Consider the following 15,496-nt stretch of genomic DNA (forward strand, 5'->3'; position numbering starts at 1 on the left):
AGGAGGCATGAGGACATCCTTCCAGCAGAACCCCTGGTCCTGCTAACTCGGTGTCCACTACCCGGGGTGAACCTCAGTTCGCCAACGCGACTGTCGCCTGTGGCGGAGCGGAAGGCAGCGTGTCGAGAAGCCATCCAGCGTCCTCGCTGGTGAGCAGCCCCAGGGTCAACACCGCGTACCAGGTTTTCTCCCCGACGGCTGCTGCGTCGACGGCTAGAGCCCGGCGGCGTTCGGGAGCACCATCAGCCCAAGGAATCTGCTTGATTCGAGCCGATGGGCGATGCCACAGACCGGACCGGACCAAGCCGACAAGCAACCGGGCCAGCCCCGCGCGAACGGCTTCGTCGCCAACCTGCGGCTAGGCCCGCTTGATCACGCCGGCATAGAGGTCTTCGAATTGGTCGTCATCGCGGACATCGCTTCGCCAAGCGTGGTCGGCCAGCCAGGCGACAAAGTCGGCGAGGTCGTTCTCGGGAACGCGGCTGGGCAACTCTCGCAACGACTGGAGATAGCCGCCGAACAGCATCGATCGGTGCGGTCTAAGCGCCTGGGTGAGCTCGACGGTGCTTAACAGCCGAGGATAAAGAGCATCGATCACCGCGGCACGGACTTCGTTGTCCGCGTCAGGGTCGGTGTCGGTCGGCTCGGCGAGCAGTTGGCGCAGCGACAGCTGGAGATCGTCCTCGCCGAGGTCGGCGACGGCGGCGACTGCAGCTCGGCGTACGTAGCCGAACCACGCCGGCTCCAAAGCGGCACGGGCCAGCGCGGGCGCGAGGGTACGGCAGCCGCCCGCCGCGGCCAGCCGGGCGATCCACCAGAGCTGCGGCGCGTTCGCCGGACCCCTCCCGAGGTATTCGGCCAGCTGCTCGGTCAGCCCCGCGTGGAGCAGTCCTGTCCGGTCGAGTCGCCAATCAGGCTCCGCGTCGTCCCGGGCTGCAGCTTCGAGCAAGCCCTTCACGAGAGCCGCTCGTGCTTCGTCAGATGGCAGCTCGACCACCGCAGCGGCAGAAGCGAACATCGCGGCGTTGTCGATGAACAACTGCGCGACCAGATCTGGGGCTAGAGCGGCCAACCAGGATGCGACGCCGATCCGCGGGGTTGGCAACAAGCCGTTGACGTGCACGCCGAGCAGAACCGGAATCTGCCCAGCGCGGATTCCTCGCTGGACCAGGTAGGCGGCAGCAAGATACTCGAGGTAACGCTGGTGCCGGAACATCACCGAACCCGCCGGCCCGGAATCGAACAACGCTGTGTCGAGCACTGCTCCGTAGTCGAGGGGCTCGATGGTCCGTGCAGGCTGATCCGGCTCCGCGTCCGACGGGAGATCACTGACCGGAAGCGTTGCGCGATCCCCCACCGCCCTGACGGTGAGTGCCTGGTTGCCGGCGAACATCGTAAAGGCGCCGAGCCGCTGGGCCACCCGCATTGACCGGTCCAGCGGCAGCCGTGGCTGCCGACGCTCGTCGGTCTCGCGAAGCAGGTACTCGATCTCGAATTTCATCGCGTCCGCCGCGCTGCGTGGTAGCACACCCTGTGCATTCCAGTACCGCGCGACAGCGACGAGTTGGCCCACGCACCCGGATAGTCTGCCGAGCTTGGCCCCGACCAGTGCCTTCATGAACGCCGCGGAGTCGACCTCCGACACACCGATCGCGTGCTCAACCGCCTTGGATGCAGTGTCGCGGTCAAGCGGGGCCAGCTTCCACACGGTGAACGCAGTCATCTGCTGAAACAGCGCCCGGCCGAGTACCGCGTCCCACGCGGCCGCGCGGCACGCGAGCCGCGAGCGCATCCCGCGACGTGCGGGCGCAGTCAAGTACCGCTCAAGCCACGGGAACAGGCGCGCTTCGACGGACGCCGCCTGATCGAGGCCGTCCAGGTAAACCGCGGATTCGTGGAAGCACGCGTCGTCCAGTTCCCGCTCAAGCCCGTCGATCGTGAGCGCGGAGGTGTCGATCCGCCGGGCGTCCGGCTCTGCATTGGCGAGTTCGGTGAAAGTAACGGTCTTGCCGGCGCCACCAGCAGCAAGCAACGCAAAACTCACCACCTCGGTCGGCAGTTCGGCCACCGGGACCGGCGACACCGCCTCTCCCGATCGCCACCGGGCGTCCGACGTCGCCAGGAGGAAGCCGTCGTCATCGAGGAGAACCGGCTTCTCCACCGGCACAGCAAACCGGCTCAGACCGTTGAAAACCATGACATCGCCGTCCGACACAGATCATCACTATAGGTAGACTTGTGTGACGTCCTGTGTCCGGGTTCTGCGAGGCACGGCATCGTCACTCCATCAACCTCCCGCCCACACTCCGCGAACGGCTGGCCAGCACCCCATGACAGCGTTTCCGGTACCCACAGGTGAGCACCGGATTTCGTGGCGTCCTGTTTTTGTCCACTAAGCCAGATTCGTCCACTCGGTGGGCTCTTTCACCGAGAGTGAAGCCTGGTCGATCGACACGCGCAGTTGACGTCGCGCCCAACCTCGTCGGCTGCACCGTTACGCGCAGCAGAAGATCCTTCCGAATCCGACGCGAGCTTGTAACCTTATGACGAAGTTCCTCTAAAACCGAAATTCGCAGGAGGGAAGTTGCAACACGGGGTCGCGAGATGGCGATATAGGACCACGCAAGCAGACGGGAGTCAACACAGCTGAGGAGCTCGAGATGGAGGAAATGCCGGCGTGGAAGGTGAAACTGGTCCGCGTCGTGGTCTGGGTGCTCTTCGGAGTCATCTTCGGCCTCCTGCCGGTGATCATCGCAGCGTTCAGGGACTCGGTATCACCCGAAGGGCTCAACCTCGACAAGATGCTGGGAAGTGGTGAACTTCTGATCGTCGGAGCGGTCATCGCCGCAGGCGCAACGGGAGAACTCTTTGCCTCCAGCCGAGGGAGGTCCACCGACGGGATAGTAGCCAACCTAATGTGGATATTTGCCGGGTTTGCCGTCATTGCCGCCTTCGCAGCTGACACGATTTTGTATCTCATCGCTGTCGGACCATCACACTCAGCTATGACCAGCTTGTCTTTGATCTTCTTTTCGGCGACAGTAGTGGGGACCACCATCGCGGTAGGAACGGCGGCATGAGATGAACGCATTGGTGTGGGCCGTCGTGGCCATGTCAGTCAGCGCCCTGACCGCTCTGGGGTCTCTAGCCATGGCGGTCGTGGCTAGGTTGCGTCCTCGTAAGCAGCCAACGCGTGTCCAAATTCGGACACCGAGCACCCAGGTCGCAGTCGAGCTCGACCCCGGCGCGTCTGACCAACAGGCGAAGGAGGTATTCGTCCAGGCGCTCGGACAGACACGTCAAGGCATCACAGCGTCTTCGCCGAGGGCTTCCAACTGCTGAACTCGTGAGCAGTGCACATCAGCTCAATCTCACCCACATGAGTGAGTTTCGCCTGACGAGAGAAGCGGTGACCGTCCCCGCGCTCCTGCTGGTGCTCGCGGCGAACGGGCCCGAACCTTCGCGCGCGCACCCACAGCTGAGTTCTCACCGACCGCGCCGTCACCTCATCCGTCGCCGCGCGTTGCAGCGGGATCAGGCGGACGACGTTGTCGTGCGCCTCAAGCTGCAAGCCACATTGCTGCCGCCACCCGCCTACGAGGCTTTGCTGACTACTACCGCGGACCAGCAAAACCGGGACCAGCACTGGGCCGTGACCGACTGGGATGGCAAAAGCATGGCCCACGCCGCCCACCACAACGACAGCACGACCAAGGGCTTCTCCTAGAGTCGTGCCGGCGCAGAGACCATCTTGGCGGGGCTATGATCGTCGCCAGCGCGATGGTCGTGCGGCGCTCATACCGGCCCAGCACCGGTTCGGCCAGGCGTGTCCGCCACGAACGCATTGACCGCCCGAGAACAGCTGGCTCGTTCAGTAGTCATTAGGGCCCCGTCCGCGCCGTCTTCGTCGCTGGCCTTCGGAGGCCCGGGAGCAGATGTCGGAGGCAGGCCGCGCCGCGCGCATCACCGGCGTGGTGTGTCGCCGGCCGCGAAGACGACAGTTCCACGGCATAGTCGCGGGCAAGGCGAGCAGCCGCGTCCTGACCGACGAGCGGTGCACCGCTGCGGGCCCGCACTGACCACCTGGGAGATCATCCATAGGGCGCGCTGATGTACGGGATCGGGCTGACTTCGGTTTCCAGCATGCTGGACGAATCGTGTCGGCCAAGGTGCCGGAGCGGGACACGGCCCGGCTCCGGGGGCGATCAACACCGTCCTGCAGATCGGCGTCGCGGCCGGTTTCGCGATCTCCGGAACCCTGCTGGTCCCGTCAGTCGCGGCCGGCGAGCCTTCACCTCGGCGACCACCACGACCCTAGCGGCGGAGGCGGCCATTTTCGTCGCCGCGGCGGTCGCGCCCCTGGTGATTCCGCCGGGGAATGCACGTCGAGCAGTGAGCCAATCCCAGCCGGTCGCGATCACGCGCCGCCATCGCCGTGTCGACGGCGAAACGCACTCAGCAGCACCGTTCCCCCGCCGACACCGCCGACAAGCGTCGGACCTAGCAACCCGATCGCCGCCAAGCCGATCGAAGCGACAACTACCAAGAGCAGAAGCATCCGCACGAACGACTCGCGGTCGTCGGCGAAGGCCAGCTCGACAAGCCGAGCCAGCTGCCTCCAGCCGGCCGAATCCACCGCTCGACCGCTCTGCGACCGGTCCACACGTGGTCTGTCCATTTCCGCTCCCAACACGACTCACCGAGGGCTTCCGCTACCGATGGAATCCACTATCTCAGCAGGTCAACGGCGGTTTTACCCTCGATGACATCTCGTTACGCTCATCTGAGGCGGCTCAGAAACGGTGTGATCCCAGGCCGAAACCAGGGTGTGCGAGCCTATCGGTCCCCGCTCGCGCGCATTGGTCATCGGTAACTCGGTTTATGATGAGTTACGTTGCGTGATGCCGCGAGAGGAGACGCCATGGGGCGCGCTTGGCACCAGCCGGACCTGCCTCCCGGCCCGGTCCGAGCGCTGAAGACCGCGTTGCACCGGCTGCATGCGAAAGCCGGGTATCCCAGCGTCATGCAGGTCGCCCGCTGGATCGCCCGGAATTGGACAGAGGAAGACAGCAGCCGCCCGTTCTCGACAACCACGTGCCACAAGGCGCTGATCACCGGCGAACTGCCGAACCGGAACGTGATGCTCTGGGTCGTCGATGCGTTCATCGGGCTAGGGCGCATTGGCGACGAGGAAGCAATCCTCGATTCGTTTGAGCGGCTGTGGCAGGACGCTCACGACGACCGGGTTCACCCGCGTTCGGCTACCGAAGGCCCTGGCGCCCCGACAATGCCGCGGTCCGATACCGGAACACAACCTGATCCGAACGGGGATCTCTCGCTAGCCAGTGGCCAGGAATTCCACCACCACCTCGGCGAATTCGTCGACCACCTGACTCAGTTCGCAGTCCTCCGCGAAGCCGACGGGCGACGTCTCACCATCCAGATCCTCAACGACGATCCGGATTGCAGCGTCGCTGTCGCCGAGCATTCGACAGCGCGGCCGCACCTCTTCGCCCTCGTCCTGGCCTGTCACAAGCAGCCGGGCGCTCTCATCCGGCTGTTGGACGTGATCGACATGCTGACGGGGTCGGACGGCCCGCCGACCGATCAAGCCAGGGCCATGCTCAAGGTGCCGGCCTCGCCAGGTCCGATATCGCAAGCCGACGACCTGGGCGAAGTCGTCGACGCACTGGAAAGAGTGCCCGAGCTCCGCGAACTCGCCGGGCGCAACCTCGCCATCGAGATGCTCACGGAATCTCTGGGGATCGACCTCGGCGTCGAAGAGATACCGATAACCCGACCGCACATCGCCGCCATCGCGAAAGCGTGCATCGTGCACCACCCCGGCACGTTGGTGAAGTTCGCCGAAGCCGTATCTGTCATATCGCCGAACTCCAAATCGACCGTTTTCGCCCTCGAGAAGGTCAAGAACTACACGCGCATGCGGGCCGGCGCCGGTTAGCACACCCGAGACTCCGGAAACCTCGGCCAGGAACGGCAAACCACGTCCGCCAACTCGTCGGAGACCTCCTCGGCGAGGTCCTGCGGGGTTCCGAAAGTCGGTTACTGGCGCTGACCAGGGACTTTACACGGCTCGTTCGTACTCGTTGATCAGACCTCCGAGCAGCCGCTGCCGCTTGATCCGCTGAAAGTTGAGGTCTGCCGCAGGATGGGTCGGCCGGGGTGGACGAAGCTCGCGGGAACGGTCGGGCCGGCGCCCGTTGTAGTGCCGGACGTACTCGGCGAGCACGGCCCGCAGATGCCTCTCGTTCAGAATCAACATACGGTCCGTGAGTTCGGTTCTGGTTGTCAGCACGAACCGCTCGGCATAGCAGTTCGCCTGAGGAGAACGTGGCGGAATCCTGATCGCCTCGATGCCCACATCAGCCAAGACGGCATCGAAGGAGGCCGCGAACTGACCGGCTCGGTCACGAATGAGGAATCTGAGCCCGTCGAGTCGATCCCCGAGATCCAGCACGAGGTTCCTGATCTGCTGGGTGGTCCATCTGCCGTCCGGATTCGTTGTCGTGCCCAGGACGTGGACATAGCGGCTGCCAACTTCCAGCACAAAGAACACGTAGATCCGCTTGAGAGTGAGCACGCAATCGACGTGGAAGAAGTCGCAGGCCAGCATCGTCGAGGCCTGCGCGCGCAGAAATTGCCGCCAGGTCGTGTCGGTGTGCCGGGTCGGCGCGGGAGGTACGCGTGCCCGCTTCAGAATTCGCCGGATCGTCGAGGCCCGACCTGGTGTCCGAGCTTGAGCAGCTCACCCTGAATCTTCTTGTAGCCCCAACGGTGGTTCTCCCTAACCATCCGTTCGATCAGCCCGGCGATCGCCTCGTCGACAGCCGGCCGGCCGGCTCGGTGTGGATAGGTCCACTTCGCTGATACCAGCCGACGATGCCACCGCAAGATCGTGCCCGGAGTAACCAGCCGGCGTGCTCGCAGCACCTTGGGCAGCAGCCGAGCCAGCCCGGCGACCACAGCCCGATCAGCCCAATCGAGACGGGGTTTCGGGTTGCCTCTCCGCAATACGGCAACCTCGTGGCGTAGCACCAGCAACTCGATGTCCTTGGACGCTGATGAACGCCCGAGCAACACCACCAGGCCCACCATCTGCAGGAAGATCAAGTAGAGCAGACGCAACGACATGGCTGACCATCATGCCTTACCCGCCGAACGCTATTGCCGCAGGTCAGAGTACATGAGCGAACTTCTGGAACCCCTCAACCTGCCACGGGTCCGGGCGGAGTGGCTGCCCGGCCCAATTTCCTTGCGTGTGCCGCAGCCGGGCGAACACGTCCAGCACGCGGTCCACCCGGGCCGGGTCGAACCTGGCGCCGCGTCGGGCGCCGCCTTCAGGGGTCTTGATCGCGGGAGGGCAGTCCGGCAGCGGGATACCCCGGGAGTGCAGGTACCAGCCGACCTCCGGCGAGATGTTCAGCCGGGCGAGCGTCGCGCGGCTCGGCGGACGCTTGGCCTTAGCCGGTGCCTGCGAACGGGTTGCCTTCGTCGCCAAGGCCGCCCTCGCCCTCTTCCCGTCTCCGGGTCAGTACGGGCGAGAGCAGCCGAAGCACGCAGCTCTCCTGTAAGGGATGTCTCGTAACCCCGGTGTCGGGCTGGCGAGGCCGGTAGTTGATCATGTTGGTGTGGTGCAGGTGATCACAGCGTCGCAGCCGGAGTGGATCGCCCCGTTCACCGGGTTGCAGCCCGGCCAGTTCCGCAAGCTCGTGCGGCTGGTCGCGAACGGGGAAGGGGCGAGATCGCGGACGGCCGCCCGGGCCGGCAGTGGGCGTTGCCGCTGGCCGACCGGGTGCTGCTGGTCGCGACGTACTGGCGGACGAACCTGACGAGGCGCCAGCTCGGGCCGCTGTTCGGGGTGTCGCATTCCGCCGAGCACCGGGTGATCGACACGACCGGGCCGCTGCTGGCGCTGGCGCCGGTCCGCAAACGCCGGGTCGATGCGGTCGCGATCGTGGACGGCACCCTGGTGCCCACGCGGGATCATCGGCAGGCGACCCCGTCGAAGAACTACCGGTCCTCGACCAACGTGCAGGTCACGATCGATGCCGAGACCCGGCTGGTGATCGCCACCGGCGAGCCGCAGCCCGGCAGTCGCAATGACTGCACCGTCTACCGCGCCTGCGGCATCGCAGAGGTACTCGCCGGCCGGCCGGTCATGGCCGATGGTGGCTACCAAGGAAATCCCGAGGTGATCATGCCGTACCGCAAACCCCGCGACGGCAGCGAGCTGCCGGGCTGGAAGGAAGACCTCAAATGCCACCCACCGCAAGGTCCGTGCCTGCGTCGAGCACGTGCTGGCCCGGATGAAGAACTTCAAGATCCTCCGCGACTACCGTCGCGCGGCGAGCACGCTCGCCGACACGGCCTCCGGCATCGCGCACCTGCACAACATCCTCCTCACCGACTGACCGCAACACCAGTCCCACCAACCACAACACGAGTTATGAGACATCCCTTAGTTCAGGGTTCGAGCCTCGTCCACCGCGTTCTGCAGACGTGTTGCCACGTCCCCGAGTCCGCGTGCATCGGTAACAACCTGGGATAGTATGGACGCGCTCGTTTCAAGATGGGCGAGATCTTGTGCCGCCATGCTGAGCCTCGCAACGACATCTGGATCAATAACCGGTCCGGCGCTGCGGAGTGAATTGATTTCTGCGGTCAGCTCCCGAATCAGGTCCGCCGCCTGAGCGTCACTAACCTCCAGGCGGGCCAACGTGGCCCGAATATCTTCACTCTGATCGGAGAATGCCGACGCAATCCTGTCAACCAGAGCATCCTCGGTCACGTCGTGCAGACCGCGGAGCTTATCATAGTTCCCTTCCTCGCGCTCTTCCTTCCACGCCTCCAGCAATTCGATTGTGAATCGCTCGCCAGCACCCGGCTCGTCAATCGTTTCATGATGAGGCTTGCAGAGAAAGATGAGATTCTCAAAGGCATCGATCAGCGAAGGTGGATAATCTGGAACATAGCGCTCTTCACTTGCCACATCTGAGCGAATGTGAGCTATCTGCAAATTGAGCCTATAGCGATTTTCGACTTTCTTCAGCACTGGCTCGTTGCAGCCGGGACCCCAGTAACATTTGCCACGACCGAGCAGGATCAGTGCGGCTCGATCGCCGCGCGTGTAGTTGCGAGGCGGCACGCGATCTCCTCCCTAAAATGTGCGATCCCGCAACTAGTACACCCAGGCACGACAGCCTTGCCTCCCCTGGGGGAACTCACGTCGGAACCCCACCCGTTCGGCCGAGCGCTTTGAATTGACGTCCGCCGCAAGCCAGAACCGAACAGGGTCCGAACGGAGTCATCCGGTGCCTGCGAACGGGTTATTTTCGCCGCCGCGGCCAGCCCCGTCCCTCTGCTCAATCCGGGTCCGCGCGGACGGAGTCAATCCGAACTCCTGCGCAAAAGCCCTGATGACATGCGCGGAGTGCGGCGGCATGCTGGGTGCCGGCGCACGGGCCGACCGATCGTTCCTGACACACGCGCCTCGGGGAGCTGGGCGCGATGGTGGTTGTCGAGCCCACCGCCAACGAAAGCCTCCACGATCCGGGCCACCAGTTTCCAGTACGCACTTCAACCGCGCCGCCGGCTTCCTCGACCGCGCCGCGGCGGCGGGAATACGTCCGGCGACGGACTGGAACCGCTGGTCACACCGGGGTTCCTCGTGACACCGACGGCCCTGGTCGACGTTCCGGACGAGACCTCGGCCCAGCGGTAACAGTCGAGACGTTCGCTTCGGAGACCGAGGCCATGGCCTGCGTGAACGACGTCCCGTATGGCCTGGCGGAGTCGGTGTCGACCGAGAGCGCTCGGCGACACAGCCACTCACTCGTGGCCCAGCCGGACTTCGGCACGGTCTGGGTGAACTCGCACCTCGCGCCGACCAACGAAGTGCCATGGGGCGCGTTCGAGGGCTCGGATACGGCCGCGACCTGGCGGTCGCTGCACTTGAAGATTTTTCTCGGACCAATCATGTACTGGCACACCAGGCACGCCGAGCTGTTGCACAGGGCGTTATACACCTTCGATGCACCCGAGATGCCGGAGCATCTCCGAGTACACGACGGCCGCCGATTCCAAGATTAAATTTGGCAGCGGGCGGAAAACTGACGCTGCAACCGCTGGCATGCCTAGACGACAGCGGTAGGCCGACCGGCTACGCGACGCGATCTGGGAGCTGTTAACGCGCCGCGACTCGGACCTCCGCTACGTAAGGCCGGGCCCTTCCGTGGGTATTGCGTGAAGCCGACTTGGTCGATGTCGCCGCGGCAGGCTTCCCGGTCGGCTGCTACTAGCGCCCCATCAAGACTGGGCGACGTGCGCCGCGCCAGCTGGCCCGATACGGATCGAGCCGGGCGTCTCGTCGAGATCGACGTTCGAGCGGCCAATCGTTACGAAGACCATCGTCACGGCGAAGGCAATGATCATGATGAATCGCCACATGCGCCTCTCGGTGGCCGTCAGGCAGGTCAGCAGGCGGTGCCCTACCCGCGGGCTGCGCCCCGGAGCTGCCGCGAGCACCGGAGACGCGACCGCGGCGACTGTCAAGCCGACCGCTGCAAGCACGACTTCGGAGCCGCGCTCGGTGCGGCGAAGACAAGCCCGGTCCGAGATGCGTCCGGCTACGAAGATTGCAAGAAACGCGGCCGCGAGCGAGTAGCGCACCCGATCCGTCACGGACGGGCCGTGAGGGCAAGGCCGGACGCGCGCGGTAGTCAATCCAGTGCATCGAGTTGTGGATTTTCACCGTCATCATCGGTGCAGGTCAGCCGGGCATGCCAAGCTCTCTCTCAGCTGATAGAAGGCGGACAACTGGAGCTCCGCCCAGCACTCGCCTCCTCTCAAGCCACGTTTGCGCGCGATGCTTATATCATACTTATCCGGGGTGATAATCGAAGACATACGGACGACCACCCAGAACGATCCCTGCAACAACATCGCTTTCGGGTAAAACGAAACAAGTTAATGGTTCGACAGCCAAACGCATCACGGCTAGCGTTCGACCAGTACCCGTATCCCAAATTCTCAGCGATCTGTCGGTCGCTGCACTAACGAGCCAATCTCCATGAGATGCGGCGGCCAACGCTCTCACACGTCCAGCATGACCGCTTGCCCGGAATCGAATCTTCCAGTCTCGCGTGTCCCAAAGAAAGAGGAGACCACCACTTGTCGACGCCGCGAGCCAACTGCCATCTGACGCAACAGTCATCGCCATGATCCACTCTCGTCCGCCCGAGAAGTGCGCCACTTCACTCCCCTCCTTTGTACACCAGACAGTCACATTCCCATCGACATCTCCTCCGGCCAGCCAACTACCATCCGGCGCACCAGCGATACTTGTAATACCACTCGAACGAGCAACGGGGGACATGCGATCGAAACCTGGCTTGACACTCCAAATCTGCAAGATGCTATCCGTGTATCGTGCCGCCAGCCAGGTGCCATCAGGAGAAATCACTAAAGCGGTAACACCTTTACCGTAACCATCGACCTCGAACTCAGGCTTCCAGGTGTCGACATTCCAGACAGTTAACTTGCCTCTTGTATCGGCCCCAGCAAGCCAACGGCCGCAGACCGCAGTGGTCAATAACTCCACTTCGCAGCCATATTGATCACAGCAGAATAACTCAACCACGACACGACAGGTTGCCGTCTCTAAAATCCGCACCGAGCCTAGCGTAGTCCCAACCGCAATCCATTCCCCATTTTGCGCAACCGCCAATGCTCCCGAGCTTGCGATGCGTGGAGCAAAGTCAAACCACGCACGTTTCTTTGCGACATCCCAAACTCGCACGTCGCCACCACGAGTCGCGCCAACAACCCATTTCCCATCAGGCCCAGCAATAAAACCATCCACAGCAGATTCTGAAGCAAGTTGTTCCTCGTCGCCAATGTCGCGTATGGACGTATCCCAGATCTGCACGCTGCCAACGTCAGCAACACTGGCGAGCCAGCTCCCGTCTGGCGCCGCTAGCAGGATTGGCTTATTTCTGACATTGCCCGCAAGAAGCTCCTTTTCGCGCTCTACCTGCATATACCAGAGGTGCACCGTTGTATCCTGGGTTGCACTCGCAATCCAGGATCCATCTGGCGCAACTACTAAGTCGCCCATGCTTCGAATAGAACTAGGACACTGAAACAGCTCTCCCGAAGGAACTCGCCAAGCATACATAGTGCCATAGAAAGCAGATGCCGCAAGCCAAGCTCCACTCAGGGCTGCGGCCAAAGAAATCGGTCCACCTCGATCTTTACTGATCAGAAGTATCTGCACCCAAGTTGCAGCGTCCCAGACTTGCACGCTTTTACCGAATCCACCTGCCGCCAACCAGTTTCCACTCGGCGCCACCGCAAGCGCCGTAGTTTCTTCGGCACCACACTCAAGGCGAGCGACTTCTCGCCATTTCACGGCATCCCAGACGCGGACAAATTTTCCGTAGCCAGCACCTGCGAGCCAACTTCCATCCGGAGCACCAACCAATATTCGCAGTTCACCGGGCCCGCCAGACAGTTTTGCCATCAATCGCCCAGTTGCCACACTCCAAACGCGAACCACGGTATCATTTACGGCAACGGCAATCCATTCTCCGTTCGCAGATACGATCAGAGATTTCAGATTACCGACGCGACACTTGAGTCGAAGACGCGGGCGGTGCTCGGGTCGCGGTTCGCCCTGCGGGTGATGGACTGGCGCGACTCGAACATCGTGCTCGGCGAGCAGATGAACACGCGCGGGTTCGACTCGTCCCGGCTGCTCCCCTCTCACAAGGGCGTCGGAATCCTGCGGCCGGACGGCGACACATCGGTCGGCGCCGATGTGCTGGCCATGACGGTTCGGACGTACTACATGCCGAACGAGGACTGGCGGACCATCTGCGAACAGGGCCGGACGCTGCGCGAAGCGGCTGGGACGCTCACCGGGCACGCGGCCGGACAGGACACCATGCCGGTCCTTGACCATGCGGCCGCGGTCAAGGCAATCGGCGCAGGTCACGCGGTTGACGCGGTTCAGTCACCTGGTGAGCTGCCCGAGGTGCTCGCGTCGCTCGTCGAGTACCTGGGCGATGACCTGAGCCCGGACGGCAGGGACTTCGTCCCAACGGCCGAGCTGCTGAGCGCTCTGGAGATCGACCGGAAGACGTTCGCGCAGCAGATGACCGACGCGGGATGCCGGCCGACGCGAGACCGCGTGACCAGCGAAGACGGCGAGACACGGCAGGTACGCGGGTACCTCACGGCTGAAATCAGGATCGCTATCGACCGCGCGGCCGCTGGCACCGGGGCGGCAGACGAGGACGATCAGCGATGAGCGCCGCTCGTTCCGAAGATCCGCCGATCCGGGTTATTCTACCTGCGGGATTGCCCGAGCTAACGCCTGCTGTTGCGCGTGCACTGCTGGCCGTTCTGATCGAAGTTACTGAGGTGCCGGTGCTGGACGCGCTGGCGGAGGAGGTGAACCGTGGCAGCTGAAATCATCAGCGACCCGTGGTCGACCCTGGACGACATTCTCGGTCTTGAGGTCGCCGACGTGGCGGACGACGGGATCGGAGCGTTGGCGGGCTACGGCCGGTGCTCAACTGAGGACAACCAGGACCCGGAGACCTCGCGCGGTTGGCAGTTCGGGAACGCGCGGAAGTTCGTCGAGCCGCTCGGCGGGCAGATCGTGGCGGAGTTCTTCGACATCGGTCAGTCGCGGTCCGTCCCGTGGGAACGGAGAACCGAGAGCGCGCGGCTGCTCGCAGAGTTGAAGAATCCGCGCCGTGGGTGGGATGCCATCGTGGTCGGTGAAGGCACCCGCTGTTGGTTCGGCAACCAGTTCTCCCTGATCGCGCCGAAGTTTGCGGCCTATGGCGTGGATCTGTGGGTGCCGGAGCTGGGCGGGAAGTACGACGCGCGGAACCCGTCGCACAAGATGCTGATGAGCGTGCTCGGCGGGATGAGCGAGTCGGAGCGCCAGCACGTTCAGGCGCGCGTTCGTGCGGCGATGGACGCGCAGGTGATCAACGAAGGACGACACCAAGGCGGCCGGGCGCCGTACGGGTACATCGTTGTCGACAGTGGTCCTCACCCGAATCCGCGGAAGGCTGCCGAAGGGTTCAAGTTGCGTGCTTTGGCGCTCGACGAGACGACGGCGGACGTCGTGCGGCGAATCTTCGCCGAGTACCTCGACGGCAACGGTGACCGGGCGATCGCCAACCTGCTGAATCGGGACGGTATTCCTTGTCCCTCCGCGCATCGGCGGGAGCAGAACCGACACCGGCTTGCGGACGGCTGGCAGGGCAGCTCGGTGCGGGCGATCTTGGACAATCCGCGGTACACCGGCTACGCGATCTTCGGGCGCTGGACGAAACACGAGACGTTGCTTGACCCTGAGGACGTCGCCGCGGGCCACGTGGTGCGGTTCAAGCGCGCTGCTCCGGACCGGATCGTACGGTCGCGCGTGCAGGCCCATCCGGCGATCGTGTCCGTGGAAACGTTCACGCAGGCTCAACTACTGCGCCGGTCGAAGTCGGCAGGTGGGCTGAAGACGGCGCGCAAGGCCGAGCGGGGCGCCCGGAAGACCGCGCGGTCCTATCTGCTGCGTGGTCTGGTCCGATGCGGAGTTTGCGGCCGGAAGATGCAAGGCGCCACGATCAGGAAGGGCTCCTACTACCGCTGCACCTCACGGACCATGGCGCCCGGCTCACCGAAACTGGCGGACCACCCGACGACGGTCAATCTGCGCGAGGGCGTGGTCGTCGAGGCGATCAACGGATGGCTTCACGAGTTGTTCCACCCGGACAACCGCGACCGAACAGCGGCCGCGCTACTCGGCTCGGACGGCAGTCAGGCCAACGGTGGTCCGCTCGAAGCGGCACGAAACCGGCTGGCAGACGCGGAGGCGAGGCTCCAGCGGTATCAGGCAGCGATCGCGGCCGGCGTCGAGCCCGAAGCCCTCGTCGCCCCGATCAACCAAGCACAGGCCGAACGAGCGGCCGCGAAAGCGCAGATCGAGAGCGTTCCAGCCGATTCGACGGTAAGCCGCGCCGAGATCTACGCGAGGATCGACGCTCTCGGCGATGTCTGCGGGACCTTGGCCGACGCGACCACGGCTGGCATGAGCCGCCTGTACCGCGCCCTGAACCTGGAGCTACGCTACGAACCAAAAGAGCTGGCCGTCTATGCGACGACCAGCCCGGGTGTAGATAGTGCGTGTGTCCGAGGGGGGACTTGAACCCCCACGCCCGTTAAGGGCACTAGCACCTCAAGCTAGCGCGTCTGCCATTCCGCCACTCGGACCTGCTGAGAAAAGAGTATACGGCCACCCCGCCCCCTCGTTCAGGGGGGTCCGGGTCCGCGCACGAGCAGGGTCTGGCATGATCGGCCGGTTTCGCCACCCTGCATCGATCCAGGTGCGTCCTCTGCCTGCGAAACGCCCTTGCTCATACGGTTTACAAGACCCGCTCTGCTTCCTAGGATTCGCCGGGCAAGCCAG

The 15,496-nt window shown here is 63.9% G+C and carries 15 protein-coding genes, 1 tRNA gene and 2 pseudogenes; 9 read left to right on the forward strand and 9 right to left on the reverse strand.

What is annotated here, in order from left to right; all coding sequences use genetic code 11:
• Nucleotides 1-358: 358 nt before the first annotated feature.
• Nucleotides 359-2,215, reverse strand: coding sequence for an NACHT domain-containing protein (locus tag ISP_RS29765; RefSeq protein ID WP_013227617.1), 1,857 nt, complete (start codon nt 2,213-2,215; stop codon nt 359-361).
• A 445-nt stretch (nt 2,216-2,660) separates the two neighbouring features.
• On the opposite strand from ISP_RS29765, the gene ISP_RS29770 reads away from it, so the two are divergent.
• The 3 genes from ISP_RS29770 to ISP_RS29775 are packed head-to-tail and all read left to right on the forward strand — an operon-like array spanning nt 2,661 to nt 3,727.
• Nucleotides 2,661-3,080 (forward strand): hypothetical protein, encoded by a 420-nt coding sequence (locus tag ISP_RS29770; protein WP_014467361.1) that lies wholly within the window; start codon nt 2,661-2,663, stop codon nt 3,078-3,080.
• 31 nt (nt 3,081-3,111) lie between these two features.
• Nucleotides 3,112-3,342, forward strand: coding sequence for a hypothetical protein (locus ISP_RS48380; protein ID WP_412162407.1), 231 nt, complete (start codon nt 3,112-3,114; stop codon nt 3,340-3,342).
• A 37-nt stretch (nt 3,343-3,379) separates the two neighbouring features.
• Complete coding sequence (locus tag ISP_RS29775) at nt 3,380-3,727, forward strand: hypothetical protein (RefSeq protein WP_141748524.1); 348 nt, start codon at nt 3,380-3,382, stop codon at nt 3,725-3,727.
• 690 nt (nt 3,728-4,417) lie between these two features.
• On the opposite strand, the gene ISP_RS29780 is transcribed toward ISP_RS29775, so the two are convergent.
• Nucleotides 4,418-4,678 (reverse strand): hypothetical protein, encoded by a 261-nt coding sequence (locus tag ISP_RS29780; protein WP_141748525.1) that lies wholly within the window; start codon nt 4,676-4,678, stop codon nt 4,418-4,420.
• A 243-nt stretch (nt 4,679-4,921) separates the two neighbouring features.
• Between ISP_RS29780 and ISP_RS29785 the strand changes: the two genes are divergently transcribed.
• Nucleotides 4,922-5,962: an effector-associated domain 2-containing protein gene (locus tag ISP_RS29785; protein ID WP_013227618.1), complete on the forward strand. Its 1,041-nt coding sequence runs from the start codon at nt 4,922-4,924 to the stop codon at nt 5,960-5,962.
• A 123-nt stretch (nt 5,963-6,085) separates the two neighbouring features.
• Here ISP_RS29785 and ISP_RS29790 read toward each other — a convergent pair whose 3' ends face one another.
• The 3 genes from ISP_RS29790 to ISP_RS29800 form a co-directional block, all read right to left on the reverse strand.
• Nucleotides 6,086-6,634 (reverse strand): integrase core domain-containing protein, encoded by a 549-nt coding sequence (locus ISP_RS29790; RefSeq protein WP_013227619.1) that lies wholly within the window; start codon nt 6,632-6,634, stop codon nt 6,086-6,088.
• An 80-nt stretch (nt 6,635-6,714) separates the two neighbouring features.
• Nucleotides 6,715-7,152 carry a hypothetical protein gene (locus tag ISP_RS29795; RefSeq protein WP_013227620.1) on the reverse strand — a complete coding sequence of 146 codons (438 nt, stop codon included), beginning with the start codon at nt 7,150-7,152 and terminating at the stop codon, nt 6,715-6,717.
• Nucleotides 7,153-7,195: 43 nt separating this feature from the next.
• The gene (locus ISP_RS29800; RefSeq protein ID WP_176742215.1) at nt 7,196-7,519 is read right to left on the reverse strand and encodes a hypothetical protein; all 324 of its coding nucleotides are present in this window, start codon (nt 7,517-7,519) and stop codon (nt 7,196-7,198) included.
• Between the two features lie 133 nt (nt 7,520-7,652).
• Here ISP_RS29800 and ISP_RS29805 point away from each other — a divergent pair.
• Nucleotides 7,653-8,432 (forward strand): annotated as a pseudogene (locus ISP_RS29805) (transposase family protein).
• A gap of 47 nt (nt 8,433-8,479) precedes the next feature.
• Here the strand turns inward: ISP_RS29805 and ISP_RS29810 are convergent.
• Nucleotides 8,480-9,166 carry an MlaD family protein gene (locus ISP_RS29810; protein WP_141748526.1) on the reverse strand — a complete coding sequence of 229 codons (687 nt, stop codon included), beginning with the start codon at nt 9,164-9,166 and terminating at the stop codon, nt 8,480-8,482.
• A gap of 362 nt (nt 9,167-9,528) precedes the next feature.
• On the opposite strand from ISP_RS29810, the gene ISP_RS29815 reads away from it, so the two are divergent.
• Nucleotides 9,529-10,110: an aldehyde dehydrogenase family protein gene (locus ISP_RS29815; RefSeq protein ID WP_265049871.1), complete on the forward strand. Its 582-nt coding sequence runs from the start codon at nt 9,529-9,531 to the stop codon at nt 10,108-10,110.
• A gap of 216 nt (nt 10,111-10,326) precedes the next feature.
• Here ISP_RS29815 and ISP_RS29820 read toward each other — a convergent pair whose 3' ends face one another.
• Complete coding sequence (locus ISP_RS29820; protein ID WP_230468434.1) at nt 10,327-10,701, reverse strand: hypothetical protein; 375 nt, start codon at nt 10,699-10,701, stop codon at nt 10,327-10,329.
• 199 nt (nt 10,702-10,900) lie between these two features.
• Nucleotides 10,901-12,541 (reverse strand): WD40 repeat domain-containing protein, encoded by a 1,641-nt coding sequence (locus ISP_RS29825; RefSeq protein ID WP_326938356.1) that lies wholly within the window; start codon nt 12,539-12,541, stop codon nt 10,901-10,903.
• 108 nt (nt 12,542-12,649) lie between these two features.
• On the opposite strand from ISP_RS29825, the pseudogene ISP_RS29830 reads away from it, so the two are divergent.
• The 3 genes and pseudogenes from ISP_RS29830 to ISP_RS29840 all read left to right on the forward strand — a co-directional run.
• Nucleotides 12,650-13,330 (forward strand): annotated as a pseudogene (locus ISP_RS29830) (cell division protein FtsK); the annotation flags it as partial.
• On the forward strand, nt 13,327-13,491 hold the full coding sequence (locus tag ISP_RS29835) for a hypothetical protein (protein ID WP_155258935.1): 165 nt from the start codon (nt 13,327-13,329) through the stop codon (nt 13,489-13,491). The pseudogene ISP_RS29830 and the gene ISP_RS29835, both read left to right, overlap by 4 nt.
• Nucleotides 13,481-15,235 carry a recombinase family protein gene (locus ISP_RS29840; protein WP_013227625.1) on the forward strand — a complete coding sequence of 585 codons (1,755 nt, stop codon included), beginning with the start codon at nt 13,481-13,483 and terminating at the stop codon, nt 15,233-15,235. Before ISP_RS29835 ends, ISP_RS29840 begins: the two co-directional genes overlap by 11 nt.
• Here the strand turns inward: ISP_RS29840 and ISP_RS29845 are convergent.
• Nucleotides 15,217-15,300, reverse strand: a tRNA-Leu gene (locus ISP_RS29845). The two genes, ISP_RS29840 and ISP_RS29845, sit on opposite strands and share 19 nt — an antisense overlap.
• Between the last annotated feature and the right edge of the window lie 196 nt (nt 15,301-15,496).

It is taken from the genome of Amycolatopsis mediterranei (genome assembly GCF_026017845.1).
In the GTDB taxonomy this organism is placed as follows: Bacteria; Actinomycetota; Actinomycetes; order Mycobacteriales; family Pseudonocardiaceae; genus Amycolatopsis; species Amycolatopsis mediterranei.

Excerpts from the sequence above, each read along its gene's own strand:
- ISP_RS29770 (WP_014467361.1), top strand. The coding sequence starts at position 2,661 with ATGGAGGAAATGCCGGCGTGGAAGGTGAAACTGGTCCGCGTCGTGGTC.
- ISP_RS29785 (WP_013227618.1), top strand. The coding sequence starts at position 4,922 with ATGGGGCGCGCTTGGCACCAGCCGGACCTGCCTCCCGGCCCGGTCCGA.
- ISP_RS29825 (WP_326938356.1), bottom strand. The coding sequence starts at position 12,541 with ATGGCAAAACTGTCTGGCGGGCCCGGTGAACTGCGAATATTGGTTGGT.
- ISP_RS29815 (WP_265049871.1), top strand. The coding sequence starts at position 9,529 with ATGGTGGTTGTCGAGCCCACCGCCAACGAAAGCCTCCACGATCCGGGC.
- ISP_RS29775 (WP_141748524.1), top strand. The coding sequence starts at position 3,380 with ATGAGTGAGTTTCGCCTGACGAGAGAAGCGGTGACCGTCCCCGCGCTC.
- ISP_RS48380 (WP_412162407.1), top strand. The coding sequence starts at position 3,112 with ATGTCAGTCAGCGCCCTGACCGCTCTGGGGTCTCTAGCCATGGCGGTC.
- ISP_RS29835 (WP_155258935.1), top strand. The coding sequence starts at position 13,327 with ATGAGCGCCGCTCGTTCCGAAGATCCGCCGATCCGGGTTATTCTACCT.
- ISP_RS29790 (WP_013227619.1), bottom strand. The coding sequence starts at position 6,634 with ATGCTGGCCTGCGACTTCTTCCACGTCGATTGCGTGCTCACTCTCAAG.
- ISP_RS29780 (WP_141748525.1), bottom strand. The coding sequence starts at position 4,678 with ATGGACAGACCACGTGTGGACCGGTCGCAGAGCGGTCGAGCGGTGGAT.
- ISP_RS29795 (WP_013227620.1), bottom strand. The coding sequence starts at position 7,152 with ATGTCGTTGCGTCTGCTCTACTTGATCTTCCTGCAGATGGTGGGCCTG.